Raw genomic sequence first — 26,340 nt, forward strand, 5'->3', positions numbered from 1 at the left:
GTGATGCGGGCGTTGTTTCATTCGCATGCGCATTCGCGATCACAGTGGTGGCGCACGCTGCACGGCGCATCGCACGCCCTTGGGGTCGGGCGCGTTCGGGTTGTATTGTGGTGTTGCCCCCCACCTTTTGGAGATGCGGCCATGCATACCTCCAATCTGCTCGTCTTTGGCGGCACCGGCTTCATCGGCACGCAATTGCTTTCCCGGCTCGTGACGCAGACGTTTGCCGCGCCCGGCCTGCCCGACGGCCGTGTGATCGTGCCCACGCGTGACGCCGAATCTGCCCGGGCACACAACCTCACGCTGCTGCCTCGCGTTGACGTGATGGACGCCGACATCTATGCCGACGACGTGCTCGACGCCCTCTTCCTGGCGCTGACCGAACGCGGCGGCGAGCACTGCGCCGTCATCAACCTGGTCGGTACGCTGCAGGATGCGCGCGAGATGCCGTATGGGCCGAATTTCCAGCGCGTGCATGTCGATCTGCCGCGCCGCATCGTGGCCGCATGCCGCCGGCATGGCGTGAAGCGGCTGCTGCATATGAGCGCGCTGGGCGCCGATCCTGCCGGCCCATCGATGTATCAGCGCAGCAAGGGCGACGGCGAGCGCGTGGTCATGGACAGCGGTCTGCACTGGACGGTGTTCCGTCCATCGGTGGTGTTCGGCCCGAACGATCACTTTCTCAACCTGTTCGCCCGCTTGCAGCGCATGGCGCCGTTCGTTCCGCTGGCCCGCGCCGACGCCCGCTTCCAGCCGGTATACGTGGACGATGTGGCCGCCGCCTTCGTCAATGCGCTCGACAATCCGGCCACCGTCCGGCACGCGTATCCGCTGGTCGGCCCACGCGTGTACACGCTCGCCGAGCTGATGCGGTTTGCCGGGCGCGCCAGCGGCCATCCACGCTGGATCGTGCCGCTGCCCGAAGGCCTGGGCCGCATGCAGGCCGCGCTGTTCGAACATCTGCCCGGAGCGCCCATCTCGCGCGACAACCTCGACTCCATGCGCGTCGACAGCATCAGCGCCGAGCCGGTCGCGCCGGAACTCGGCATCCACCCGCTCGGCATGGAAGCGGTGATGCTGCCTGCGCTGGCCGGCTTCCGGCCGGATCGGGCGCTGCGCCCCGGCATGGGCTCGCATCGGTAGCGGAACGGGCTTTGCTTGTGAGCCACCTTAACAATGGTGGCGAATGGGTTTCATTTTGTGGCGCTGCAGCGCAGGGCTAGAATGGACCGTTCGCCTTGCGCCGCCGCCCCCAATCTCGCACAACAACACGGGCGCGGCGCACCTCAAGCTGGCGAACCCTTGCAACCCCTCGCTGTGCACTCTCCAAGGACGGGAATCATGAAACTGGTCATCGGCAACAAGAACTACTCGTCGTGGTCGCTACGCCCCTGGCTGCTGGCCAAGCAGGCCGGCATTCCGTTCGAAGAGATCCGCGTGCGCCTGCTGAGCGAGACCTTTGCCGCCGACGTGGCACGTCATTCGCCTGCCGGCCGCGTGCCCGTGCTGGTGGACGGCGATATGAACGTGTGGGATTCGCTCGCCATCTGCGAGACGCTCGCCGAGCGCTTTCCGCGTGCCCAGCTGTGGCCGGCTGACCCGAAGGCCCGCGCGCACGCCCGCTCGATCTGCGCCGAGATGCACAGCGGCTTCACCAACCTGCGCAACAACATGCCGATGAACGTGACGGCCGTGCTGCCCGGCATGGGCTGGAACGTGGCCGTGCAGCGCGACATCGACCGCATTGCGGCCATGTGGACCGAGCTGCGTCAGAAGTACGCGGCCGAAGGCCCGTTCCTGTTCGGCCACTTCACGGTCGCGGATGCGTTCTATGCGCCGGTGGTCAGCCGCTTCGCGACGTACGGCGTGCGCCTGCCCGATGTGGCGAAGGCCTATGCCGACCACATCCTCAATCTGCCCGCCATGCAGGAATGGATCGACGGCGCCCGCGCCGAGCACGACTTCCTCCCCGACGACGAGCCCTATCGCACGGCGCCGGACGAGGACACGCTGGTCGCAGCCAATCAATGACGGAACGCGCAGCGCACGACGAAGCCGTTGTCGATCCGGCCACGCATGGGCTGGAGGTGTATGCCGTGGGCGGCGCCATTCGGGACGCGCTGCTCGGGCTGCCGGTGCAGGACCGGGATTACGTTGTGGTCGGCGCCACGCCGGAAGCCATGGAGGCACGTGGCTTTCGGGCGGTCGGCAAGGATTTCCCGGTCTTCCTGCATCCCGCGACGCATGCCGAATACGCGCTTGCCCGCACCGAGCGCAAGACGGCCGCCGGCTACAAGGGCTTCTCGGTCTACTACGCCCCCGATGTCACGCTCGAAGACGACCTCATCCGCCGCGACCTGACCATCAATGCGATGGCGCAGCGCGTGGCGGAAGACGGCGCGCTTGTCGGCCCGGTGGTCGATCCGTACGGGGGACAGGCCGACTTGGCGTCGCGCACGTTCCGGCATGTGTCGGATGCGTTCATGGAAGACCCGGTGCGCATCCTGCGCCTGGCGCGGTTTGCTGCGCGCTTTGCCGACTTTCATGTCGCGCCCGACACCAATGCGCTGATGCAACGCATGGTGCAGGACGGCGAAGTCGATGCGCTGGTGCCCGAGCGCGTGTGGCAGGAGATTGCGCGCGGCCTGATGGAAGCCCATCCGCAGCGCATGTTCGCCGTGCTGCGCGACTGCGGTGCGCTGGCGCGTCTGCTGCCGGAGCTGGACCGACTGTGGGGTGTGCCGCAGCGTGCCGACTACCACCCCGAAGTCGACACCGGCGTGCACACCATGATGGTCATCGAAACGGCCGCCGCGATGGGCACATCACTGCCGGTGCGCTTTGCCGCGCTGGTGCACGACCTCGGCAAAGGCACCACGCCCGAGGACGTGCTGCCGCGCCACATCGGCCATGAAGCGCGCAGCGTGCCGATGATCGAAGCCGTTTGCCAGCGCCTGCGCGTGCCGACCGAATGCCGCGACCTGGCCGTCGTCGTCGCGCGCGAGCACGGCAACATCCACCGCAGCGACGGCTTCGATGCCGCCGCGCTGGTGCGCCTGCTCGAGCGTTGCGATGCGCTGCGCAAGCCGGACCGTTTCCGGCAGGCCCTGCAGGCGTGCGAAGCCGATGCACGCGGCCGGCTCGGGTTTGAAGACCGCGCCTATCCGCAAACCGAACGTCTGCTGCGCGCGTTGCGGGCCGCCGCATCCATCGACGCCGGTGCGGTTGCCAAGCGCCATGCCGACAACCCCTCTCGCATCAAGCAGGCCGTGCATCAGGCGCGCATCGAGGCCGTTGCGCAGGCCGGTATCTAAGTCCGACGGCTAGGCTGGCACGGCCAGCCGCTGCGACATCGCAAACAACTTCAGAAAGAACGCCCGGAACGCCTCAGGGTCGGGCCGTGCCGTGGTCTGCTGCGTGCCGATGAAGCACAGGTGGGCGATGCGGCCCCAGAAGGCGGCGTCGTCGGGCACGCCTCCGCGCAGGCCGCACAGTTGTGTGGCGAAGGCCAGCCGCTGCGAATCGACGCGTTCGAGATATTCCGCCACCAGCGGCTCGCGCATGGCCCACGCGCGGATGGCAACTTCGCGCCCCGGATGCATCGATGCGGCCACGTCGAGGTAGCGCATGAGCAGTGTCTCGGCGGTGTCGTCGGGTTTGACGAGCGAAAGGATGCTGCCGGTATAAGCGCGTTCCCATTCGGCCAGGAGGCTGCGCACGTAGTCGTTGCGGCTGCTGAAGTGGTGATAGAACGCGCCGCGCGTCACGTTCAGACGGCGCGCCAGGCGCTCGGCCGAGAGTCCGTCCGCGCCATACATGTCGAGCAGTTCGAAACCGGCTTCGATCCAGCGCGTGCGGGTGGTTCTGGGCATGGCGGTGTCCTCGTGCAGAAACTGACAGGCTGTGTATGGTGCGCGGCCGGCCGGTATTGTAAGTCGCGTCACCATTCACCTTCTGGCCATGCGACATTTCATCGTAGTCGGTGCGGGCATTGCGGGACTGAACGCCGCGCGGCATCTGCAGCGCGCGGGTTGCGCCGTCACAGTATTCGAGGCGGCGCGCGCGCCCGGCGGCCGCATCCTCAGCGTGCCGTTTCACGGACACACCATCGAATGTGGCGCGCAATTCGTGTCGTCGCGATATCGCCACGTGCTGCCGCTGCTGCACGAGGCGGGGTTGTCCTCACGGCTGTACAAGACTTCGGCCGTGGCGGCGCTGCAGCGAGGGCAGGACTTCCGTGCCGTGCATTCCAAACGCCCATGGACGCTTGCCACCACCGGCCAACTCACCTGGGGCGAAACATGGCAGATGCTGCGAGGCGGCTTTGCCCCAGCGCGGGAGGCGCGCGGCATTGACCCCAATCACTACGCCAGCCTGGCCGCATTCGACGACGCCGACGCACAGGACTGGGCCACACGCGTGTTTGGCGGCGGTGCCACGCGGTACGTCTTCGAACCCATGGTGCACGGTCTGTACTTTCACCGGCTGAAAGGGACCTCGCGAGCGTTGCTGGCCGCGCTCGGCGCATTTCGCGGCGCAGACACGCTGATCGTCGAAGGCGGCTGGCAGGCGCTGCCGCGCGCGATGGCCGCGTCGCTCGATGTGCGTTACGGCGCCAACGTCGAACAGGTTGCCGAAACCCCCGATGGCGTGCGGCTGTGTGTCAACGGGGAGTGGATCAACGCCGACGGCGCGGTGCTCGCCACGCCTGCACATGCAACGCGGGCCTGGTTGCCCCGTCCGTCGCTGGGCGAGGCCGCAGTCCTCGACGCGACCTACGCGCCGAGCATCCACGTGGCGCTGGGCCTCTCCCCTTCATGGTCGGCACCGAAGGTATTCGCGCAGGCGTACGGCGCGCTGTTTTCGCCCGTGGAGGGCGGCCCTTTGGCGGCGCTGACGTTTCAACACGGTGCAGGGCGAGGCGATGGCCCCATCGTTTGTGCGATGTTTGGCGAGCAGGCCGCGACGCGCGCCATGCCGCAGAACGATGCCATGCTGATCCGCTTCGCCACCGAGGCAATGGCAGCGCATTTGCCGGGTCTGGAGCGCGCAGTGGTGTCGGCACACGTGCAGCGTTGGGTAGCGGCCGAGCCGCGATCGCCCGTCGGCCGCGCGCGTGCCATTGCGGCGTACCGCGCCACGCTCGGGCGCGATCGCCGGATCGTGCTGGCGGGGGATTATCTTGGCAGCCCGTGGACGGACGGCGCCGCCGAGTCCGGGCAGTGGGCCGCCAGCCACCTGTTGGCGGCGCGCATCCCACAGGCAGAGCGCGCCGCGTTGGCCCGGACGGTGGCGTAATGTTGCGTGCTGCGCTTACTCGAACGGCGTGTCGTTCGGGTTCGCGTACAGCGCCTTCAACTGATCGTTCATCGGGAAGTTGAAGTTCAGGTTCTTGGGCGGCACCGGCTTTTCGAACCACTTCGCGTAGAGCGTCTTGATCTCGCCGCTCTTCATCACGCCGGTCATGGTGTCGTCCACCAGCTTCTTGAACTGGGGGTCGTCCTTGCGCAGCATGAAGCCGTAGGCTTCGAACGACTGCGGCGTGCCGGTCACGACCCAGTCGTCGGGCTTCTGCGCCAGCGTGCGTGCGCCGGCCAGCAGCACGTCATCCATCATGAACGCCGCCACGCGGCCGCTCTGCAGCGTGAGGAACGATTCACCGTAATCCTTCCCGCTGATCACGTTCATGTTCATCTTCTTCTCGTCGTTCATCTTGCGCAGGATGCGTTCCGACGTGGTGCCCGCGTTGGTAATGACCGACTTGCCCGCCAGGTCGGGGAAATCCTTCACGCCGGATTTCACGTTGGTCAGCAGGCGCGTGCCGGCGATGAAAAAGGTCGTCGAAAAAGCAGTCTGCTGCTCGCGCGACTTCAGGTGCGTGGTCACGCCGCACTCCAGATCGACCGAGCCGTTCTGCACCAGAGACGTCCGGTTCTGGGAGGTCACGGGAATCTGCTTGACCTCCAGGTTGGGCTTGCCCGTCTTCTTCCTGACGGCGTCGATCACGCGGGAGCAGAGATCGGCCGAGAAACCGACGATCTCGTTCTTGCTGTCGCGGTAAGAAAACGGAATCGACGATTCGCGCACGCCGATCAGGATCGTGTTGCTGTCCTGGATCTTCTTGAGCGTGCCGTCGAGTGCCTCGGCGTGGGCCGTGGTGGCGAACATGCCGGCCAGCGCCAGCGGGATGCAACGAGCGGTAAGACGCATGGTGTCCTCCAATGGTTGTGGGGTGCGGCGTGATCCGTGCCACGCCGTCTTGGGGAAGTTCTTCGAGGTGAAAGGTCGACAGGCGAAACGAAAGCGGCGCTACCGCCCGAACCATCCGCGCAGCTCGGCGGCGCTTGCCAGCGGCCGATGCAGCGCGTCGATGTGCCGGCGCAGGTTGGTGATGAGCGCGGCGTTGTCAGGTGCGATGCTGCCGTCGGGCAGCGCCATGTTGTTCTCGAAGCCGAGGCGCGCGTGGCCGCCAAGCAGCGCCGCCGTGAGCGCGCATTCCGCCTCGCGCGGCCCGAATGCGCACATCGCCCACGGTACGGTGGCGGTGATGTCCCCGCCGTCAGCCCACGCCTGCAGGAACGGCAGCAGGTCCGCCGGGTCGGAGCGCTGGCCTGCGCTGTAGCGGCCCAGCACGAACAGCACCCAGTGCGGCGTGTCGGGCAGCACGCCGCGCACGCGCAGATCACGGTAGCGCACCACGTCGTCAGCGGAATAGAGGATGTACTGGATGGCCGTGCGCGCCGCCGCGAGTTCGCCGAAGAAGCGCGCCGCCTCGCCTTCTTGCCCCGCATCGGGGACAAGCTCGCGCAGTGCCGCGGAAATCGCCTCGGGCTGCAGCGCGCGCACCGATGCCATCTGCTGCGCAGGCGTGTAGATGCCGACCGCCTCGGTGGTGATCTGGATCACGAGCGCGTCGCCCACGGCCTGCCGCACGGCGGCGATGGCGGGACGGTAATCGTCGGGCTCCAGGCTGTGCGTGCCGTCCGGGTGGCGCACATGCAGATGCAGCATCGCGGCGCCGGCATCCACGCACCGCTGCGCACACGCGGCGAGCTCGCCGGGCGTGATCGGCAGCGCAGGATGGTCGGCGTGCGTCTTGCGGGCGCCGTTGGGCGCGACGGCGATGGCGATGGGCTGGGTCACCACGCGGCCTCCAATGCGCTGGCGGTGGCTGCGTCCACGGCATCGCCGAGGCGCTCGACGATGGCGTCGATGTCCTGTGCGGTCGCGATGAACGGCGGCGCGAGCAGGATGTGGTCGCCGCGCTGACCGTCGATCGTGCCGCCCATCGGATAGACCATCAGGCCGCGCTGCATGGCTTCGGCCTTCACGCGTGCGTGCGTCTTGCGGGCAGGCGGCAGCGGCGCCTTGGTCGCGCGATCCGCCACCAGCTCCACGCCGACGAACAGCCCGCGGCCGCGCACGTCGCCCACGTGCGGGTGATCGGCAAAACGCGTCCGCAGCGCCGCGCGCAGTTGTTCGCCGCGCGCCTGCACGTTGGCGAGCAGGTGTTCTTCAGCGATCACCTTCTGCACTTCGAGGGCGGCCGCGCACGCCGTCGCATGGCCGATGTAGGTGTGGCCATGCTGGAAGAAGCCGCTGCCGTTCGTGATGGCGTCGTAAATGCGCCGGCTGACCAGCGTCGCGCCGATCGCCTGATAGCCGCCGCCCAGCCCCTTGGCGATGGCAACGAGATCCGGCACCACACCGTCTTCTTCGCACGCAAACAGGTAGCCCGTGCGGCCCATGCCGGACATCACCTCGTCGAGCAACAGCAGCACGCCGTGGCGGTCGCACACCGCACGGATCCTGCGGAAGTAGTCGGCCACCGGCGGCACCGCGCCGGCCGTGGCGCCCACCACCGTTTCGGCGACGAAGGCGGCCACATTTTCAGCGCCCAGCTCCGTGATCTTGGCCTCGAGTTCATCGGCCAGGCGCTGGACGTACTGCGCGTCGGTCTCGCCATCGCGGCGCTCGCGGTAGGCAAAACACGGCGACACATGATGCGCCGGCACCAGCAGCGGCAGGAACGGCTCACGACGCCACGCGTTGCCGCCAATCGCCAGCGCGCCGAGCGTGTTGCCGTGATAGCTCTGCCTGCGCGCGATGAAGTACTGGCGCTGCGGCTGGCCGATCTCGACGAAGTATTGGCGTGCCAGCTTCAGCGCGGCCTCGATCGCTTCCGAGCCGCCGGAGACGAAGTACACGTGGTCCAGGTCGCCCGGTGCAGCGGCGGTGAGGCGCGCGGCCAGCTCCTCGGCGACATCCGTCGTAAAGAACGACGTGTGCGCATACGCCAATGCGCGCACCTGCTTGCAGATGGCCTCGACCACGCGCGGATGGCCATGGCCGAGGCACGAAACGGCAGCGCCGCCGCAGGCGTCGAGGTAGCGCTTGCCCTCGGCGTCGATGAGGGTCATGCCCTCGCCGCCGATTGCAGTGGGCAGCGTCTTGCGCGGGTCGCGGTGGAAGACAGAGGTGGTGGACGGTGTCATGGTCGGTCGGGCAGTCAACGTTGGGCGGGCGGCACGGCGACAGCCGCTTCACTGCGGCGGGCGTTGCGCACGTAGGCGTGCTGTTGCTTGAGCTGGGCGTCGCTGTCGGCCAGGCGCGCGAGCGCCGTGGGGCCGGCGCGGCGGAACCAGGTCATCAGCAGGGCATCGAGCAGCGCCAGGGGCGCCGCCAGTGAGTGGAAAAACGAGGGGATGGCCACCGGCGCAACGAGTTGCTGCCAGGCGAGTTCCGCACCGGGCGCGATGGCGCTGTCGGTCACGTAGACGAGCCGCGCCCCGCGCGCATGCGCGTACTGCATGGCCTCGACGACTTCGCGCGTGTACGGGTCGAACGTGACGGCGATCACGATGTCGCCCTCGCCGCAGAAGCGCAGCGGATCGGCCAGCGTGTTGCCGCTGCCGGCGCAAAGCGTGACCTTGTCGTCAAACAGTTGCGCCGCGTAGCCGAACGCGTGCGTGAGCGCGAGGCAGCTGCGCGCGCCCAGCAGGTACACGCGGCGCGCCGCGCATAGCGCGGCCGCGACGGTTTCCAGCGACACCATGTTGGCCGCCGAAAACGCCGATTGCACATGTGCGCCGATCGCCATTCCGATGCGCTCGGCGTCGGACGCGCCCGTTGCATCGCTGCCCTGCAGTGTGCTGGCGCGACCGGCAAAGCCGTCCGCCTGCTGGCGCAGGTGGTTCACGCAGATCTCGCGCAGCGCGGCAAAGTCCTCGAAGCCCAATGCGCGCGCCAGGCGCGAGAACGTGGCCGGCGCCAGGTCGCAGCGGCGGGCGAAATCGCGCATCGAAAGCAGCGCGATATCGTGCTGGTGCGTTTCCAGCAGCATGGCGGCACGCTGCAGCTGCGGAGACAGATTGCCCGCGCGGTCGCGCAGCGTCTGCATGAGTTCTTCGAACGTCATGGAGTGACTGTGTTGATTCAATTGTTTCGTAAACTACGTTAATGAAACAATTGCGTCAACACCGGGGTCTCCCGTGGGCTGCGCAAAGCAGGACGGCCGCGAAGTGCGGCCGTCTCGGACAAACAAAAACGGAGGCCGAGGCCTCCGTTCGTGCGGTGACGCGTGGGCTCAGGCGGCCGGCGCGTCGAGCTGTTCCATGCGGAACTGGAAGAAGCCCGCGGCAACGAGGCCCAGCAGGCTCACCGCCATGCAGCTGCACGCCAGGATCATCACCGCGCCGAGCGACGACACCCCGCTCATCAGCGGCGTGTGCATCAGGGCCGACAGATTGCCGCCTACCCACGTCGTCGCGATCAGCGCCATCAGGCAAGTGAGCGCCGCAGCATTGCGCAACCACGTCAACCGCGTCTTGCGGCTGATGCCGTCGAAAGCGTGGAAATGGAAGTGGTGACCGGTGCCAACGAATGCCATGGAGTGCCTCCTTGTGCTTGTCGCTGATAGCGTTGAGTCACTATACCGAGACCTGTGACAATTTGGCGCAGTTTGGGACGCTAGGTATACCCTAAGCTGCGCTGCGTCAAGAGGGCTCGGGTATATTTTTTGTTGCTGCGACACTGCGCCGCAGATCGTTGATCGGCGCGGCGAACGGGGAGACGGCGCGGTGTCGAAAGCCCGCGCGGAAAAGAAAAAAGACCTCGCGAGGAGGTCTTTTTTGTTGCTCTGCAAAATCGATGGACCTTGCAGAACGAAGAATTTTGGTGGTGCAGACGCGACCGGAATCCAACCCACTCTCTCAACGATTGAGCAATCCCGGGCAATCCTGCGGGTTGTTGTGGACGCAATGGCCTCGGCAATGAACGCCGGTCAGTCAGTGCAGGGCGGACTCTCACCTTGTGCGGCGCCGATTGACCGGTAGCGTCGCAGCCTACCATCGAGTGGTTAGCCCCAGCTATGACCGATGGCCCGCCAGCGCGTGTTGGTCAACGAGTTGTTAATGGACAGTCATCAAAACGTCATTTTGTTACTTCAACTATTGTTGTATTATCCAAGCATGGAAAAGAACACAGCCACCACGATCTTTGAATCGCTGTCGTCCGGCCTACGGCTGGATGTGTACCGGCTTCTGGTGCGCAAGGGCACCGAAGGCATGGTCGCGGGCGAGATCGCTTCAACCCTCGATGTACCGCCGACCAACCTGTCGTTCCACCTCAAGGCACTGACACAGGCCGGGATGCTGACCGTCGAGCAGGAAGGCCGCTTCCAGCGTTACCGGGCCAACATCCCGCTGATGCTGGACTTGATCGCCTACCTGACCGAAGAGTGCTGCTCAGGTCACCCCGAACAGTGCGGAGACATGCGCGCTGCCTCCAAGTGTTCTGACGCTGTGCTGCCGCCCCTTTCTTCAACTCAAGAGGCCCTCAAAAAATGAACATCCTGTTTCTGTGCACCGGCAACTCGTGCCGCTCAATCCTTGCTGAAGCCACCTTCAACCACCTTGCCCCGGCAGGGTGGAAAGCCATGAGCGCAGGCAGCCAGCCCACCGGCCAAGTCCATCCTCGCTCGCTCGCACTGCTGGCACGCGAGGGCATCTCGACCGAGGGCTACCACAGCAAGTCGTGGGACAACCTGCCCTCGACCCCGGACATCGTGATCACGGTCTGTTCCAGCGCTGCTGGGGAAACCTGCCCGGCCTACCTAGGGCCTGTTCTGCGCACCCACTGGGGCGTCGAAGACCCAGCCCACGCCACCGGCACCGATGAGGAAATCGACGCGGCCTTCGTGAAGGCCTACCGCATTCTGCGAGCGCGCATCGAGGCTTTTCTCGCGCTGCCGCTGGCGGACTTGCAGCAAGACAAGGCCAAGCTCAAGGCAGAGCTTGATCGCATCGGCACGATGCTCGCCTGAAACCGAGAGAGGGGCCAGCTACCGATGCAAAAGCAATATCACGAGCTGATCGCAGGCCGCATCTACTTCGGCGGAGCGAGCGACATTCAACAAATCGCCGATGTGGAACACATCGACGTGGTGGTGGACTTGCGCGAAGAGTCCACGGGCTGCGCGGCGTCGAATCCCACCCTGATTTGGCAGCAAATCCCGCTCGGAGACAACGCCGACCAGCCGCAAGCCCCGCTGTTCAAAGACGCCATCCAAGCGGTCGTGTCGGCCTATCGAGACGGCAAAAAAGTGGCTTTCCACTGCGGCGGCGGCAAGGGCCGGACTGGCACCGTGGCCGCGGGCGTGCTGTTGGAGCTAGGCCTGTGCAGCACGCTCGACGAAGCAGAAGCAGCGGCCAAAGCAATTCGCCCCGTCATCAATATCAAGCCTGACCAGCGCGAGGCACTTGAATCCCTGTATCCCAACGCATGACTTTGGAAGGAACAATCATGGCAACCATTCAGATTTTTGACCCCGCTCTGTGTTGCAGCACAGGTGTCTGCGGTGTTGAAGTTGATCAAGCTCTGGTGAGCTTCGCAGCCGATGTGGACTGGGCCAAACAAAACGGCGCACAGGTTGAACGCTTCAATCTGGCGCAACAGCCGCTTGCCTTCGCCGAGAACTCGACTGTCAAAGCGTTCTTGGAGCGCTCCGGTCAGGAAGCACTTCCCTTGATTCTGGTGGATGGCGAAGTCGCCTTGGCAGGGCGCTATCCCAACCGCACCGAGCTGGCCCGCTGGGCTGGCATCGCAACCTTGAGCGCGCCGCAATCGCAAGGTGGCTGCTGCTCCGGCAGCCGCTGCTGCTAAACCGAGGAATTACCCATGCACTTCCTCAATCAACCTCCACGCTATCTCTTCTTCACCGGCAAGGGTGGCGTTGGCAAGACCTCCATCGCCTGCGCCACGGCTGTGCAACTCGCCGCCGAAGGCAAGCGCGTCCTGCTCGTCAGCACTGACCCGGCTTCGAACGTAGGCCAAGTGTTCGGGGAAAGCATCGGCAATCACATCACGGCGATCCCCGCTGTACCGAACCTGTCGGCACTGGAAATTGACCCACAGGCAGCAGCACAAGCCTATCGGGATCGGATCGTCGGCCCGGTGCGGGGCGTCCTGCCCGAACCTGTCGTCAAAGGGATCGAGGAACAACTCTCCGGTGCGTGCACCACGGAAATCGCCGCCTTCGATGAATTCACGGCGCTGCTGATCGACTCTGCTCTGACCGCAGACTACGAACACATCATCTTTGACACCGCGCCAACCGGTCACACCATCCGCTTGCTCCAACTGCCAGGCGCATGGAGCGGCTTCCTTGAGGAAGGCAAGGGCGATGCGTCTTGCCTCGGGCCTCTGGCTGGGCTGGAAAAGCAGCGTACCCAGTACAAAGCAGCCGTTGAGGCCTTGGCCGATCCGCTGCGCACGCGCTTGGTTCTGGTCGCCCGCGCACAGCGAGCCGCCTTGCGGGAAGTGGCTCGCACGCACGAAGAACTTGCGTCCATCGGACTCTCGCAACAGTACCTCGTCATCAATGGCGTTCTGCCGATCAGCGAAGCCGAGCACGATGAACTCGCGGCAGCGATCCACCAACGCGAGCAAGATGCACTCGCTGCAATACCGGACGTGCTCCGGGCCTTGCCTCGCGATCAGATTGCATTGAAGCCGTTCAACTTGGTCGGACTCGACGCTCTGCGGCACCTGCTGGTGGCCGCCACGCCTCCGAACGATGCTGGTGCCATCGAACTGCCTACGCAACTGAACGCACCCACGCTTGCCTCCTTGGTCGATGACATCGCGGTAGACGGGCATGGTTTGGTCATGCTCATGGGCAAAGGCGGCGTGGGGAAAACCACTTTGGCTGCGGCCGTCGCCGTCGAATTGGCTCTCCGAGGCCTCCCCGTGCACCTGACGACCTCCGATCCTGCCGCTCATCTGGCAGAAACATTGGACGGCTCACTGGCTAACCTCACCGTCAGCCGCATTGATCCTCACGAGGAAACGGAGCGCTATCGCAAGCACGTACTGGATACCAAGGGTGCCCAGCTCGATGCCGAAGGGCGCGCGCTGCTGGAAGAGGACTTGCGCTCCCCCTGCACCGAGGAGATCGCGGTCTTTCAGGCCTTCTCTCGCATCATCCGAGAGGCGGGCAAGAAATTTGTGGTGATGGATACCGCGCCGACCGGGCACACGCTGCTGCTGCTCGATGCCACAGGCGCGTATCACCGCGAAGTGACCCGGCAGATGGGTAACACGGGCTTGCACTACACGACACCGATGATGCAGTTGCAAGACCCGAAACAAACCAAGGTTCTCATCGCCACGCTGGCAGAAACCACCCCTGTTCTGGAAGCCGCGAACCTCCAGTCCGATCTGCGCCGAGCTGGCATCGAGCCATGGGCATGGATCGTGAACAACAGCGTTGCAGCCACGCGACCGAACTCCTTGCTGCTGCGTCAACGTGCATACAACGAACTTCGAGAGATCGACTTGGTGGCGACACATCACGCCAAGCGCTTTGCGGTCGTACCGCTCTTGAAGCACGAGCCAGTCGGCGTGGATCGGCTGCGTGACTTGGCACACCACATCACCGAGGAGGTCTGACATGGACAAAAAAATCTATAACGTGCTGTTCATCTGCACGGGGAACTCTGCCCGCAGCATCATGGCAGAAGTCATCATGAATCACCTTGGCCGGGAGCGCTTCAAGGCCTACAGCGCGGGAAGCCATCCTCGGGGGGAGGTTCACCCGATGACCTTGGAAGTGCTGTCCGATCAGGGCTACGACTTGGGCGGCCTGCGCAGCAAGAGCTGGAGCGAATTTGCTGAACCAGATGCACCGCAGATGGACTTCATCATAACGGTGTGCGATCAGGCAGCAGGAGAGGCTTGCCCGGCATGGCCCGGCCAACCAATCACAGCGCACTGGGGATTTGCTGACCCAACCAAGGTCGAAGGCGACCGGGAAAAGCAGCTCAAGGCATTCTCAAACGCGCAGTTCCAGATCGCCAATCGCATCCGGCTTTTCATGAGCCTGCCTATCGAAAAAATCGACCGCATGTCGCTGCAAACCAAGCTCCGCGAGCTGGGGCAGCAGCGTGACGCTTAACAGGGGGAAATGCTTTGTCAGCGCAATGTGAAGCCACACTGAAAAAATCGGCAGGTCTGCCGATGAGCGTCTTTGAGCGCTATCTGACCGTCTGGGTATTCCTCTGCATCGTCATCGGGATCGCCCTCGGTCAACTCTTCCCGGCGGCATTCCAATCCATCGGCCGCATGGAAATCGCGCAGGTCAATCTCCCGGTGGGCCTGCTGATCTGGGTGATGATCATCCCGATGCTGATCAAGGTGGACTTCGGTGCCTTACACGAAGTGCGGCAGCACGTCAGGGGTATTGGTGTCACGCTGTTCGTGAACTGGCTGGTCAAGCCGTTCTCAATGGCTTTCCTCGGGTGGCTTTTCATCCGCAACCTGTTTGCCCCGATGCTTCCCGCTGACCAGCTCGACAGCTACATCGCTGGGCTGATCCTGCTGGCCGCCGCACCATGCACTGCGATGGTGTTCGTGTGGAGCCGCTTGACCAATGGCGACCCGCTGTTCACGCTGTCACAGGTTGCGCTGAACGACAGCATCATGGTGGTGGCCTTTGCGCCTCTGGTCGGCTTCCTGCTGGGCATCTCGGCTATCACCGTGCCTTGGGATACGCTGATCACGTCCGTCGTTCTGTACATCGTAATCCCCGTCATCTTGGCCCAGCTCCTGCGCAAGCAGCTTTTGGCCAAAGGCCAAGAGGCATTCGATGCTGCGATGGCGAAAATTGGCCCTTGGTCGATCACTGCGCTGCTGGCCACGCTCGTTCTGCTCTTCGCCTTTCAAGGCGAGGCGATTCTGAAACAGCCACTGGTCATAGCGCTACTGGCCGTGCCTATCTTGATTCAGGTGTTCTTCAATTCGGCATTGGCCTACTGGCTCAACCGCTTGGTGGGTGAGAAGCACAACGTCGCCTGCCCCTCAGCCTTGATTGGTGCATCCAACTTCTTCGAGCTGGCCGTCGCCGCCGCAATCAGCCTGTTCGGCTTCCACTCCGGTGCAGCGCTGGCCACCGTGGTGGGCGTGCTGATCGAAGTGCCGGTGATGCTGCTGGTAGTGCGAGTAGTCAACGCATCTCGTGGTTGGTACGAAAAGCAGCCTGCATAAAGCGCACAACAGCGGATGGTGACATCCGCTGTTCATCAAACCACCGTTTGATGAACGTCACATATAGGTATGTATATACCTACTTATGAGCGTGATGCCGCCATTCCCACGGAGGGGTAGGGTTGCCTTCGCTCCAAAGACCGCCCTGATGGCCAAGACCTACGGCGCGGAAGGCGTGGTCACCAAGGGAGGCAAGCCCTTCACCAAGCAGACCCTCTACAAGATGCTGCACAACCGGATGTACCTGGGCGAGATCGTCCACAAGGGGCAGAGCTTCCCTGGCCAGCATCAGGCCATCGTGACGCAAGCGCAGTGGGATGCCGTGCACGCACTGATCGCCACTGATGGCATCGAACGGCGGCGCGAGACCAACGACCGCCAGCGGGAACCGGTGTTGTTGCGTGGCCTGCTGTTCACGCCCGATGGTGATCGGCTGGTGCCCAGCTACACCGTCAAGAAGGGCAAAACCTACCGCTACTACACACCGATCAAGCACCGGCGCTTTGGCGCCTGGGCCAGCAGCCACGGGCCGTTGCCAGCGGCGCCCATCGAGGAATTGGTGACCCAGCAGATCGTAGCAGCGCTATCAGCACCGCACATCGTGCAGTCGGTGTGGGATCGGATTCGGACAACCCGCCCAGACCTGTCGGAGCCTGAGGTGGTCTTGCCGATGCGAAATCTGGCTGGCCTGTGGCAACAGTTGTTCCCCGCCGAACAGTGTCGATTGGCGCAGTTGCTGATCGAGCGCGTGGTGATTGCCGACGGTGGGCTGGAAATCATCTGGCGCGATCAGGGCTGGCAGGAACTGGCCGGTGAGTTGATGCCCGGCACCATCGGCGGGGAATTGCAGGAATGGGAGCAGACGGAGGAAATGGCATGAAGCCGAAAGTGCAGGCTTTGGGTGGCCCCGTTGCGCGCGAGCGCCGGGACGGCGGCCAGGTCAAGCTGTCCACCTTCATCCCGCTGAAGATCAGGAAGCGCGGCGCCAGCAAGGTGGTGGTGCGGCCGGATGGGGCGGTCGAGTCGCCGGGCAAGGTCGCCAGCCAGATTGACCAGCCCCTGCTGGTGGCCCTGACGCGGGCTTTCTACTGGCAGCAACTGCTCGACGATGGGGTGGTGGGCAGCGGTAGCGAGATCGCCCAGCGCGAGGGGTTGCACCACTCGACGGTCAACGAGCTGCTGCGTCTGACGCTGCTGGAGCCCGCCATCATCCAGAGCATTCTGGCCGGGCAGCAGCCCAAGTGCATGAGCCTGCTGGGCACTTCTCGAAACCTCCCTCCCCCTTGCAGCCCGTGAGCCGGCATGATGTCGCCCATGATCACCCCGCGCATCAAGCCCCTCGTCTTTCTGGCGTCACCAGCCTGGCGCTGACCTGTTCGTGCAGGACCAGCGCCAAGCCAAGCTCGGCGGCTTCATTGCCAACCTGGCAGCAATGGACGAACTGATCGACTTCGCGGCCATTGCCGCCCGGGTCGACACCGCCTGCCCTCGCGCTGACCGTAGCAAAGGCGGGCGCCCGCCGTACCCCACCGAGGTGATGGTGCGGCTGCTGTTCATCCAGTCGCTGTACAACCTCAGCGACGAGGACTGCGAGTACCAGGTGCTGGACCGCATGAGCTTCCAGCACTTCTGCCGCCTGGACGGAGCACTGCACATCCCCGATGCGCGCACGCTGTGGAGTTTCAAGCAGCGCTTGGCCCAAGGCGGTCTGGGCGGGCGCGCCATCTTCGAGGCGGTGAGCCTGCAGTTGCAGCAGCACGGCTACATCCCGCGCGGCGGGCAGATCGTGGATGCCAGCATCGTGCAGGCACCGCTGACCCAGGCGAACAAGGACGAGCGCGAAGCGCTCAACGAAGGCCGCAGGCCCGAGGGCTGGAATGCCAAGCGGCTGCAGCACACCGACCGCGACGCGCGCTGGACCAAGAAGCACGGCAAGAGCTTCTACGGCTACAAGGTGCACGCCAACGCGGACGCGCGCTACAAGCTGATCCGCCAGGCGAAGGTCACGCCGGCCAACGCCGACGACGGCCAGACGCTCAAGGAGGTGCTGGACCGCGCCAACACCGGCGCGCGGCTGCTGGCCGACCGAGGCTACGACGCGCAGACCAACCGCCAGTTGCTGCAGGCCCACGGGCTGCGGGACGGCATCGCGCGGCGTGCGAAGCCCGGGCAGGAGCGGCGCGTGCGACTGGACGCGCGCAACAAGGCGATCAACCGCGTCCGCGCCAGAGGCGAACATGTGTTCGCCGGCCTCGAGCAGTTGGGCGGCAAGTGCGTGCGGGCGATGACGCTGGCGAGAAACGAACTGGCGATCCTGCTGAAGTGCGCGGCGTACAACGCCAAGCGGCTGGTCTGGCTGGTGCGCCATGACCCGTGCGGGTGTGCGCGATGAAGGCAGAGGTGCGCCCGCTGCAGCCTGCAAACGCAGTTTTGCAGGGCCTCGGGCGCCCGCCAAGGCTGCGATGACGGGGCCTGAGCGGCACCGAGAACCCCGAACTGAACGACGCGAGCGCCCTCATGCCGGTTCAGCCTTCGGAAATGGGGTTATGCGAAGTGCCCTGGTGGTCGCCTCGGGCGTCGTCCCCGGCAGGTCGGCGGCATATGTCTGAGCCAATCGCGTCAGGGCGTCGCGGGCACGCTCCAGCGCTGCTGCGTCAATGTCGTACGCCGTGACGCTCTTGCCGTGAAAGGCGCACTAGAAGGCGATCTGCGCGCCGAGCACGCCAGTGCCCAGCACGGTCACCCGCTGCAGGCCGGAGGGCGAGGCGACGGTCTTTGTGGTGTCCTGTGTCATGTTCGTGCGTCCTCCCCGGCCAGCAGGCCGGCGTCGTGGAGCAATGCACCGATCTCGGTGCGGTCGAGCCTGGCCAACAGGCGGTCGCGCAGGAACGACGGGCCCGGCAACGCCAATTCTTCGCCATCGCGCAGCTGGTGCAGTGCATCCAGCAGGGTGCGGATGTCGTAGGTGGAATTGAACACTTCCGGCACGCCGCGTTCAATGCCCAACAGCGTGTAGACCGCTTCCATCGGCGTGCGCACCGAGTACTCGGTGGTGAAGATACAGTCGCGTTGCTTCGACTCCGCGAACTGGCCGATGAATGCGAAGTTCACAGCGCCCGCTGGCACCACGTCAGGGCGATCACCGGCTTGACGCGGCATGAAGAAGGCGGTGATGTACGGCATCATCACCGGCACGGTGTTGGCTCCCGTGGCTGCAAGCTCCGCGATGTCCTCAACCGGCACACCCATGTGATACAGCCATTCCTGGGTGATTTCCTCGCCGGTGCAGTCCTGCATCGGCTTCTTGACGTAATCCCCCGGCACGTCCGCGAACAGGCCATAGAGCCAGATCACGACCTGGTCCTTGGGCTGCTTCTTGAAGTGCGGCTGGCGGTTCACCGTCCAGCTCAGCAGCCAGCTGGAATCCTTGACGGTGACAATCCCGCCGGTCACCACCTTGCCGCTGAACGGGTCGCGCTTGGCGATCTTCTCGATGTACTTCGGGATGCGCGCGTCCAGCGTGGTGATGGTGGCGGATTCCCATTTGGTCTCCGGAATGTGCGTGCAGAACACGTCGGGCCGCCCGAACGACGGATCCTTGGCCGCGATGCGCCGCCACAGATCCCAAGCCGGTGCCGGGCCTTCGTCCAGCAGCGCCGCGGTCTTGTGGTCGCCCTCGTTGCTGTTTTCCACCAGCGAGCCGATGGTGATGAACAACAGGTCATCGGGGCCGAGTGCCATGCCACCGGGCTGGCCGTCGCGGTTCCAGTGGATGCGCGTGGCCTGCTTGCGTCCGTTGGTGGCATCGATGTCGAAATCGATATCTGTCACCTCGGTGCGGTACTGGAACACCACGCCCTGGTCCTTCAACCACTTCACCAATGGCAGCACCAGCGATTCGTACTGGTTGAAGCGGGTGAACTTCAACGCGGAAAGATCCGGCAGACCGCCGATGTGGTGGATGAAGCGGTGCAGATAGAGCTTCATTTCCAGCGCCGAATGCCACTCTTGGAACGCGAACATGGTGCGCCAGTACATCCAGAAGTTGCTGGCGAGGAAGTCCTCACCGAACACCTCGTTGATGCGCTTGTTCTCCATCTCCTCGCGCGTGGCCATGAAGACCTTGAGGATGTCCTTCTGCGCGGCCTTGCTGAGCGTGAACTTGCCCAGGTCGGGCGCAGGCTTGCCCTGTTCGATGGTGGCGCGCTGCAGGGAGAAATTGGGGTCGTCCTTGTTCAGCCAGTAGAACTCGTCGAGCACGCTGGCCCCCTCGACTTCCAGCGACGGAATACTGCGGAACAGATCCCACAGGCATTCGAAATGGTCCTCCATCTCGCGGCCGCCGCGGATCACGAAGCCCTTGTCCGGCTTCTCAAGTCCATCCAGTGCGCCGCCCGGCACGTCGGCGCGCTCCAGGATGGTGATGCGCTCGCCCGGCATCTGGCCATCGCGGATCAGGAAGGCGGCGCCGGCCAGCGAGGCCAGGCCGGAGCCGACGAACCATGCGGATTTGCCGTCGACCCCGTCTGGCTTGCGCGGGCGGGCGAAGGCTTCGTAATTGCCACTGCTGTAATACATGTACGGACTCCAGTTGGGGAAGTTCAAGGTCATCGATCTAGGGAAGGTGTTCAAAACGCCCGCGGCGATGGCCACTGAGGCGAGATATTCCACATGGTGACTAATCTGGCGTTTTTGCGGTCTCAAACAAGGGCATTTCGCCCTTGTGGACGGCCCTTTGGCCGGTTGTGGACGCACTCATCCCTGCAGCCCCTGCAAAAGCCTGCGCCGAGCCATCCACAGATTGCTCAGCGCAAACAGCGTCATCAGGTTGGCCGTGTTCTTGGCCAGCCCCCGGTACTTGACCTTGACGTAGCCGAACTGCCGCTTGATGACCCTGAAGGGGTGTTCCACCTTGGCCCGGATGCTGGCCTTGGTCTGCTCCAGCTTCTCCAGGATGGCTCCCATGGGCGTGCCCTTGTCCATCGCACGGCGCTTGCCCGGCATCATCGCAATGTGCCAGTTCACGTCGGGGTGCTGGGCCTGAATCTCTTTGCGCTTCTCAACGCCCCGGTAGCCCGCGTCGGCAAAGACATCGGTTTCTTCACCATGGACCAGCTTGCTGGCCTGCGTCACATCATTGACGTTGGCTGCCGTGCCCACCACGGTGTGAACCAGCCCAGAGTCGGCATCCACGCCGATGTGGGCTTTCATGCCGAAGTGCCACTGATTGCCCTTCTTGGTCTGGTGCATCTCGGGGTCACGGGTGCCGGTGCTGTTCTTGGTGGAACTGGGTGCGGCAATCAAGGTGGCGTCCACCACCGTGCCTTGGCGCAGCATCAGGCCCTTGTCGGTGAGCGTGGCGTTGACGGTGGCCAGGATTCGTTCGGCCAGATGGTGTTCTTCCAGCAGGTGCCGGAATCGAAGGATGCTGACCCGGTCCGGAATGCGTTCGACGCCGGACAAGCCGACAAACTCCCGGTACAGCGCGGTCTCGAAGAGGGCCTCTTCCATGGCCAGGTCGGACAGGCCGAACCATTGCTGGACGAAGTGGATGCGCAGCATGGTCTCCAGCTCAAACGGGGGCCTGCCGGTCTTGGCACGCGGGGCGTGCGGTGCAATCAGCGCCAGCAGCTCGGACCACGGCACCACCAGGTTCATCTCGTCCAGAAACACAGCCTTGCGCGTGCGCCGCTTGCTCAGGTTCAGTCCAAGGTCTTGTTGCTTCATGGCTGTATTGTCAGGCCATGCGCGGCCGGTCACAGACCACGGGGGCAGTGTTTTGAACACCTTCCCTAGCGAAAGGTCACTCCCACGGTAATGTATATCATCTGATATTTGAATTCCATTTCCTCCGCCCCTCGATTTCCTTGGACACGCTCTTGCGGGATCCTAACAGGCCGTTGAAAAAGTGGGCATCGAACGCATCAGGGACGCTGTTTTCGAAGAAACGAGTGGCCCAGACGCGTCTGCGCAGCGATTGCACCGGCCAATCTGGCCTGTTTGCAGGCCATCTCGCCCATTTCGGGCGCACGTATCCCCGGGCTCACGCATGATGCGCGTCCCACCAGCCGCCGATTGCCCCAAGGCGCTACCCCAGTTGTAGGTGGCAAAGCACAGCAGCGCCTGACCCGTGAGCTTGGCCTGACCGATGAGCTTGGTCTTGGCCAGACCACCCACGGTCTTGATCCAGCCAAAGGCCTCCTCAATGCGCTTGCGCACCTTCTGACTGGTCTTGTAGCCCTCGTGTCGGGTGATCCGGGCATCCACCGCCGAGTGCCTGTCCTTGGCCGCCACGTGCGGCGTGACCTTGAGCTTTCGGCAGCCCTTGATGAAGGCCTTGCTGTCGTAGCCCTTGTCGGCCCCGACCGTAGCCCGCTTGTTCTTGTTGTCCCGACGCTTCAACATGGCCAGCGCCGCCTCGCGCTCGGCGGTGCCGCTGGCATGGGTGATCTGCACGTCCACGATCAGACCGTTGCGGTTTTCCATGAGGATGTGCGCCATGTGGCACAGGCGAGCCTTGTCGCCCGCGCTCTTCTTGAACAGCCGGGCATCGGGGTCCGTGGTACTGGCGTGGGTGTCGTTGCAGCGCTCCTGCCCTTTGAAGTCCACCTCGGGGTTGCGCCCGGGCGGGCTGGCGCTGTCGTCGTCCCGGCGCTTGAAGCTCAAGGGCTCCGCCCAGGCCTCGATCAGCGTGCCGTCCACGCTGAAGTGTTCGTCGCTGGTCAACTTCGCCCAATCGGCGGTGTGCTTGACCCGCTCGAAAAAGGCGCGGGCCAGGTCTTCATTGAAGAGCCGCTCGCGGTTGGCGCTGAAGGGGCAGTGGTCCCAGACCTTGTCCTCGATGTTCAGGCCCACGAACCAGCGGTACAGCAGGTTGTAGTTGACCGCTTCGACCAACTGGCGCTCGCTGCGGATGGAGAACAGGATCTGCAGCAGCAGGGCATCGAGCATCTCCGGCGGCACCGAGGGGCGGCCCCGGCGGGCGTACACCGCGTCGAACTCGCGGTTCATCGTCGCCAGCAGCGCAACGACTGCGGCGCGCAGCTTGCGCAGCGGGTGTGTCTGCGGCACGCGCTCTTCAAGGCTGATGTAGCTGAACATCGCTTGCCTGGGAAGTCTTGGTTGCCTCTCATCGTCCTCGTCTGGGTTGTTCGCCGATGGCTTCAGATCGTACTGGCCGACGCCAGCGTCGACGGGGGATTTTTCAACGGCCTGTTATATATTGGTGGTGGAGCACGGAACCGAACCCGCGTCCGCTTTCAGAGACAGATAGTAACAGGTGGGTCTTGAGGGCACGGATTCGACCATTTGGCCGAGTCTGTTCACAGCAACGATATATCTTTGATCAGACGAGACCGGCGAGCCTGTCTTTTGACCTGATCATCAGAGTCGTCTGCCCACGCGTGAGACGAACTACCCCAAGACCAGTCTGTGCCAGTAATGCCCACCAAGCGAACCTCTCCTGCCATGCCGGAAATTGTTCGGTCAAACGACTTCCCGCCAGCACTGAAGGCGATTCGATGGCTGCCAGCCTTTACCCGTAGGCGGATCATTGAGTTCGGAACAGTTTCCATCGCAGTCCCGCCATTGACCGAAATATCCAGCGGATGGTGTCCATCACCCCAATAGCGAACTACGTATCCTCTTCTTGCTCGTCTGGTCGATGGGCCAGACGATAAAGAATGGGGAGTACGAGTAGCGTCAGTAATGTGGAAGACACGATGCCGCCGATCACCACAGTGGCCAAGGGCCGCTGAACTTCTGCGCCGGTTCCAGTGGCAATCGCCATCGGGATGAAACCCAAAGACGCCACCAGGGCCGTCATCAGCACGGGACGCAAACGGGTCAACGCGCCGTCCCGAATGGCCGCGTCCAGAGGCATTCCCTCCTCTCGCAGGGTGCGGATGTAGGAAATCATCACAAGGCCATTGAGTACGGCGACGCCTGAGAGCGCGATGAAGCCCACTGCCGCCGAGATCGACATGGGGATGTCGCGCAGCCACAGCGCCAGGATTCCACCCGTCAACGCGAACGGAATGCCGGTAAAAACCAGCAAACCATCCTTGGCGTTGCCGAACATCGCAAAGAGCAAGACGAACACCAGGAGCAGAGAGACTGGAACAACGATCTGCAGGCGTTGTGTTGCCGACTGCAGGTTCTCAAAAGTTCCGCCCCAACTCGTCCAGTATCCGGGAGGAATCTTGACCTGTGCCAGAGCTGCTTCTGCATCCGCGACGAACGAGCCCACGTCTCGGCCACGGACGTTGGCACTCACCACGATGCGACGTTTGCCGTTTTCCCGGCTGACCTGATTCGGGCCGGGTGCCAACTCGAAGCTCGCCACTTCACCCAGTTGAATGAAGTTGGTTCGGCCTTCAAGACCTCCCGTACCTGTTCCGCGCGGCAAAGGAATCGGCAAGCGCTTCATGCTGTCCAGGTCGTTGCGCAAGGACTCCGGCAGGCGAACCAGGATGTCGAATCGACGGTCGCCTTCAAACAGCGTCCCAGCCTCACGCCCGCCGATGGCGGTGGCCACGGCATCTTGGATGTCGGCCACGTTAAGCCCATAGCGCGAGGCTTTTTGGCGGTCGATATTCACGGTCAGCATGGGCAAACCGGTGGTTTGCTCCACCTTGACCTCGGACGCGCCGGGAATCTTCTGCAACATGGACGAGATCTCTTCACCCGTCTTATTCAGGACATCCATGTCGTCGCCGAATATCTTCACCGCAACGTCGCTGCGGACGCCTGAAATGAGTTCGTTGAAGCGCAATTGGATAGGCTGCGAGAACTCGTAGTTGTTGCCCGGCACCTTGCCCACGACATCCTGAATGGCCGCCAGCAATTCGTCGCGCGACTTGCGCGGCTCCGGCCACTCGGACACCGGCTTGAGCATGATGTAGCCGTCGGAAATGTTCGGCGGCATGGGGTCGGACGCGATTTCAGCCGTGCCGGTGCGCGCGAAAACGCGGTCGATCTCGGGGAACTTGGCTTTGAGCGTCGCCTCCAGCTGCTGCTGCATCGCGACCGATTGCGATAGGCTGGTGCCAGGAATGCGCAGGGCCTGGATGGCGAAATCGCCTTCGTTCAGGCTGGGCACGAACTCGCTGCCCATACGGGTGGCGATCAGGCCGCACAGCACCACTGCCACGGCGGCTGCCGTGAGCACCACCGCTTTAGCCGTCATCACGCGATCCAGCAGCGGGCCATACCAGCGCTTGGCCTGCACGACCAGGAAGTTCTCTGTCTCGCTGACCCGGTGGCCGATGAATAGGGCGACCGCTGCCGGGATGAAAGTCACCGACAGGATCATCGCCCCAACCAGCGCAGCAACCACTGTGAACGCCATGGGATGGAACATCTTTCCTTCAACGCCGGTCAGGGCGAAGATGGGCAGGTACACCACCATGATGATGATCTGACCAAACAAGAGCGGGCGGCGCGATTCCTTGGAGGCAAGAAATACCTCGTGAAAACGCTCCGAGCGCGTCAAAGGCCTGCCGTACTGAGCTTGTGCATGGGCGAGACGTCGCACACAGTTCTCGACGATCACAACCGCCCCGTCGATGATGATGCCGAAGTCCAGTGCCCCCAGACTCATCAAATTGGCGCTTACCTTGTAGGTCGCCATCCCCGTAAAGGTGAACAGCATCGACAAGGGGATCACGGTCGCCGTAATGATGGCCGCGCGAATGTTGCCCAGGAACAGGAATAGGATCACGATCACCAGGATCGCGCCTTCCAACAAGTTCTTCTTCACCGTGCTGATGGCTTTGTCCACCAAGACAGTACGGTCGTAAACGGTCACCGCATGAACGCCTTCAGGCAGGCTGCGGTTGATTTCAACCATTTTTTTGTCGACTGCTTGAGAGACGGTTCGACTGTTCTGGCCGATGAGCATGAAGACCGTGCCCAGCACCACTTCGCGCCCGTTGGCTGTGGCGGCACCCGTGCGCAGTTCACGTCCCAGGCCAACCTCGGCCACGTCACGCACTCGGATGGGAACACCACCGGCGCTGCTGAGAATCACATTGCCGATGTCGTCCAGCGTCTTAACCTGCCCTGGGGCCCGGATCAAATATTGCTCGCCACGCTTTTCGATATAACCTGCGCCCACGTTGACGTTGTTGCGCTCCAATGCCGTCACGATGTCCTGCAAGGTGACGCCCAGCGAGGTGAGGCGCTCAGGATTAGGGGCGATCTGGTATTCCTTGGAATAGCCGCCAATGGAGTTGATTTCTGTGACGCCGGGCACGTTGCGCAACTGTGGCTTGATGATCCAGTCCTGAATCTCGCGCAGATCGGTGGCCGTATAGGGTTGGCCATCAGGCTTCTTCGCACCATCCTTGGCTTCGACCGTCCACAGATAGATTTCGCCCAAGCCGGTCGAAATCGGACCCATCGCCGGGGTAATTCCGGAGGGCAACTTGTCGCGCGCCTCCTGTATGCGTTCGTTGACCAATTGGCGTGCGAAGTAGATGTCTGTGCCGTCCTTGAAGATCACAGTCACTTGTGACAGTCCATAGCGGGACAGGGAACGGGTTTGCTCCAGGTTGGGAAGGCCCGCCATCGCGGTCTCAATCGGGTAAGTCACCCGTTGCTCGGTCTCCAGCGGTGAGTACCCCGGTGCTTGGGTGTTGATCTGTACCTGGACGTTGGTGATGTCCGGCACGGCATCGATGGGGAGCTTCTGGTAGTTGAATACGCCGACGGCCGCCATACCGATGACTGCTAGCAACACCAACCATCGATGTTCGATGGCTGCTCGAATAAGTTTTTCAAACATGTGCGCGACTC

The 26,340-nt window shown here is 63.6% G+C and carries 23 protein-coding genes and 1 pseudogene; 14 read left to right on the plus strand and 10 right to left on the minus strand.

The annotated features are described in order from the left end of the window. Window positions 1-141 precede the first annotated feature (141 nt). The 3 genes from KHN96_RS15040 (at window position 142) to KHN96_RS15050 (ending at window position 3,314) form a co-directional block, all read left to right on the plus strand. Complete coding sequence (locus KHN96_RS15040; protein ID WP_045785401.1) at window positions 142-1,143, plus strand: complex I NDUFA9 subunit family protein; 1,002 nt, start codon at window positions 142-144, stop codon at window positions 1,141-1,143. A gap of 198 nt (window positions 1,144-1,341) precedes the next feature. Then, the gene (locus tag KHN96_RS15045; protein WP_045785402.1) at window positions 1,342-2,031 is read left to right on the plus strand and encodes a glutathione S-transferase family protein; all 690 of its coding nucleotides are present in this window, start codon (window positions 1,342-1,344) and stop codon (window positions 2,029-2,031) included. 50 nt (window positions 2,032-2,081) lie between these two features. After that, the gene (locus KHN96_RS15050) at window positions 2,082-3,314 is read left to right on the plus strand and encodes a multifunctional CCA addition/repair protein (RefSeq protein WP_425314436.1); all 1,233 of its coding nucleotides are present in this window, start codon (window positions 2,082-2,084) and stop codon (window positions 3,312-3,314) included. Between the two features lie 9 nt (window positions 3,315-3,323). Here KHN96_RS15050 and KHN96_RS15055 read toward each other — a convergent pair whose 3' ends face one another. Then, window positions 3,324-3,872 carry a TetR/AcrR family transcriptional regulator gene (locus KHN96_RS15055; RefSeq protein ID WP_062737618.1) on the minus strand — a complete coding sequence of 183 codons (549 nt, stop codon included), beginning with the start codon at window positions 3,870-3,872 and terminating at the stop codon, window positions 3,324-3,326. Window positions 3,873-3,960: 88 nt separating this feature from the next. Between KHN96_RS15055 and KHN96_RS15060 the strand changes: the two genes are divergently transcribed. After that, window positions 3,961-5,298, plus strand: a complete 1,338-nt coding sequence (locus KHN96_RS15060) for a protoporphyrinogen/coproporphyrinogen oxidase (protein ID WP_062737617.1) — start codon at window positions 3,961-3,963, stop codon at window positions 5,296-5,298. 15 nt (window positions 5,299-5,313) lie between these two features. Here the strand turns inward: KHN96_RS15060 and KHN96_RS15065 are convergent, their stop codons facing one another. From KHN96_RS15065 to KHN96_RS15085, 5 genes are all read right to left on the minus strand, one after another. Further along, the gene (locus tag KHN96_RS15065) at window positions 5,314-6,210 is read right to left on the minus strand and encodes a glutamate/aspartate ABC transporter substrate-binding protein (protein WP_062737616.1); all 897 of its coding nucleotides are present in this window, start codon (window positions 6,208-6,210) and stop codon (window positions 5,314-5,316) included. A gap of 99 nt (window positions 6,211-6,309) precedes the next feature. Beyond that, on the minus strand, window positions 6,310-7,143 hold the full coding sequence (locus KHN96_RS15070) for a beta-keto acid cleavage family enzyme (protein ID WP_062737698.1): 834 nt from the start codon (window positions 7,141-7,143) through the stop codon (window positions 6,310-6,312). Further along, window positions 7,140-8,495, minus strand: coding sequence for an aspartate aminotransferase family protein (locus tag KHN96_RS15075; protein ID WP_062737615.1), 1,356 nt, complete (start codon window positions 8,493-8,495; stop codon window positions 7,140-7,142). Before KHN96_RS15075 ends, KHN96_RS15070 begins: the two co-directional genes overlap by 4 nt. A 14-nt stretch (window positions 8,496-8,509) precedes the next feature. Beyond that, window positions 8,510-9,418: a MurR/RpiR family transcriptional regulator gene (locus tag KHN96_RS15080; protein WP_062737614.1), complete on the minus strand. Its 909-nt coding sequence runs from the start codon at window positions 9,416-9,418 to the stop codon at window positions 8,510-8,512. A 168-nt stretch (window positions 9,419-9,586) separates the two neighbouring features. After that, on the minus strand, window positions 9,587-9,889 hold the full coding sequence (locus tag KHN96_RS15085; protein WP_062737613.1) for a hypothetical protein: 303 nt from the start codon (window positions 9,887-9,889) through the stop codon (window positions 9,587-9,589). 580 nt (window positions 9,890-10,469) lie between these two features. On the opposite strand from KHN96_RS15085, the gene KHN96_RS15090 reads away from it, so the two are divergent. The 10 genes from KHN96_RS15090 to KHN96_RS15135 all read left to right on the plus strand — a co-directional run bounded on the left by KHN96_RS15090 (window position 10,470) and on the right by KHN96_RS15135 (window position 17,935). Further along, on the plus strand, window positions 10,470-10,847 hold the full coding sequence (locus tag KHN96_RS15090; RefSeq protein ID WP_115044433.1) for an ArsR/SmtB family transcription factor: 378 nt from the start codon (window positions 10,470-10,472) through the stop codon (window positions 10,845-10,847). Continuing rightward, window positions 10,844-11,323, plus strand: a complete 480-nt coding sequence (locus tag KHN96_RS15095; protein WP_115044242.1) for an arsenate reductase ArsC — start codon at window positions 10,844-10,846, stop codon at window positions 11,321-11,323. Before KHN96_RS15090 ends, KHN96_RS15095 begins: the two co-directional genes overlap by 4 nt. A gap of 24 nt (window positions 11,324-11,347) precedes the next feature. Next, entirely contained in the window at window positions 11,348-11,785 is a 438-nt protein-coding gene (locus tag KHN96_RS15100; RefSeq protein ID WP_115044244.1) for a protein-tyrosine phosphatase family protein, read from the plus strand. 17 nt (window positions 11,786-11,802) lie between these two features. Continuing rightward, window positions 11,803-12,162, plus strand: a complete 360-nt coding sequence (gene arsD / locus KHN96_RS15105; RefSeq protein ID WP_115044246.1) for an arsenite efflux transporter metallochaperone ArsD — start codon at window positions 11,803-11,805, stop codon at window positions 12,160-12,162. A gap of 15 nt (window positions 12,163-12,177) precedes the next feature. Next, window positions 12,178-13,950: an arsenical pump-driving ATPase gene (gene arsA, locus KHN96_RS15110; protein WP_115044248.1), complete on the plus strand. Its 1,773-nt coding sequence runs from the start codon at window positions 12,178-12,180 to the stop codon at window positions 13,948-13,950. 1 nt (window position 13,951) lies between these two features. Continuing rightward, window positions 13,952-14,455, plus strand: coding sequence for an arsenate reductase ArsC (locus KHN96_RS15115; protein ID WP_115044251.1), 504 nt, complete (start codon window positions 13,952-13,954; stop codon window positions 14,453-14,455). 62 nt (window positions 14,456-14,517) lie between these two features. Then, window positions 14,518-15,543, plus strand: a complete 1,026-nt coding sequence (gene arsB, locus KHN96_RS15120) for an ACR3 family arsenite efflux transporter (RefSeq protein ID WP_115044253.1) — start codon at window positions 14,518-14,520, stop codon at window positions 15,541-15,543. A 148-nt stretch (window positions 15,544-15,691) separates the two neighbouring features. Next, entirely contained in the window at window positions 15,692-16,423 is a 732-nt protein-coding gene (locus KHN96_RS15125) for a recombinase family protein (RefSeq protein WP_244855878.1), read from the plus strand. Next, complete coding sequence (locus KHN96_RS15130) at window positions 16,420-16,839, plus strand: hypothetical protein (RefSeq protein ID WP_115044255.1); 420 nt, start codon at window positions 16,420-16,422, stop codon at window positions 16,837-16,839. The genes KHN96_RS15125 and KHN96_RS15130 overlap by 4 nt, the downstream gene beginning before the upstream one ends. An 82-nt stretch (window positions 16,840-16,921) precedes the next feature. Next, complete coding sequence (locus tag KHN96_RS15135) at window positions 16,922-17,935, plus strand: IS5 family transposase (RefSeq protein WP_244855880.1); 1,014 nt, start codon at window positions 16,922-16,924, stop codon at window positions 17,933-17,935. Between the two features lie 398 nt (window positions 17,936-18,333). On the opposite strand, the gene KHN96_RS15140 is transcribed toward KHN96_RS15135, so the two are convergent. The 4 genes and pseudogenes from KHN96_RS15140 to KHN96_RS15155 all read right to left on the minus strand — a co-directional run bounded on the left by KHN96_RS15140 (window position 18,334) and on the right by KHN96_RS15155 (window position 26,329). After that, window positions 18,334-20,298: an oleate hydratase gene (locus KHN96_RS15140; protein ID WP_244855882.1), complete on the minus strand. Its 1,965-nt coding sequence runs from the start codon at window positions 20,296-20,298 to the stop codon at window positions 18,334-18,336. Beyond that, a complete protein-coding gene (locus tag KHN96_RS15145) occupies window positions 20,299-21,270 on the minus strand; it encodes an IS5 family transposase (protein ID WP_115044259.1) in 972 nt (323 codons plus the stop codon). A gap of 316 nt (window positions 21,271-21,586) precedes the next feature. Then, window positions 21,587-22,676 (minus strand): annotated as a pseudogene (locus tag KHN96_RS15150) (IS5 family transposase). Window positions 22,677-23,176: 500 nt separating this feature from the next. Beyond that, entirely contained in the window at window positions 23,177-26,329 is a 3,153-nt protein-coding gene (locus tag KHN96_RS15155; RefSeq protein WP_115044261.1) for a CusA/CzcA family heavy metal efflux RND transporter, read from the minus strand. Window positions 26,330-26,340: the final 11 nt, after the last annotated feature.

This window comes from Ralstonia mannitolilytica (assembly GCF_905397375.1).
In the GTDB taxonomy this organism is placed as follows: domain Bacteria; phylum Pseudomonadota; class Gammaproteobacteria; order Burkholderiales; family Burkholderiaceae; genus Ralstonia; species Ralstonia mannitolilytica.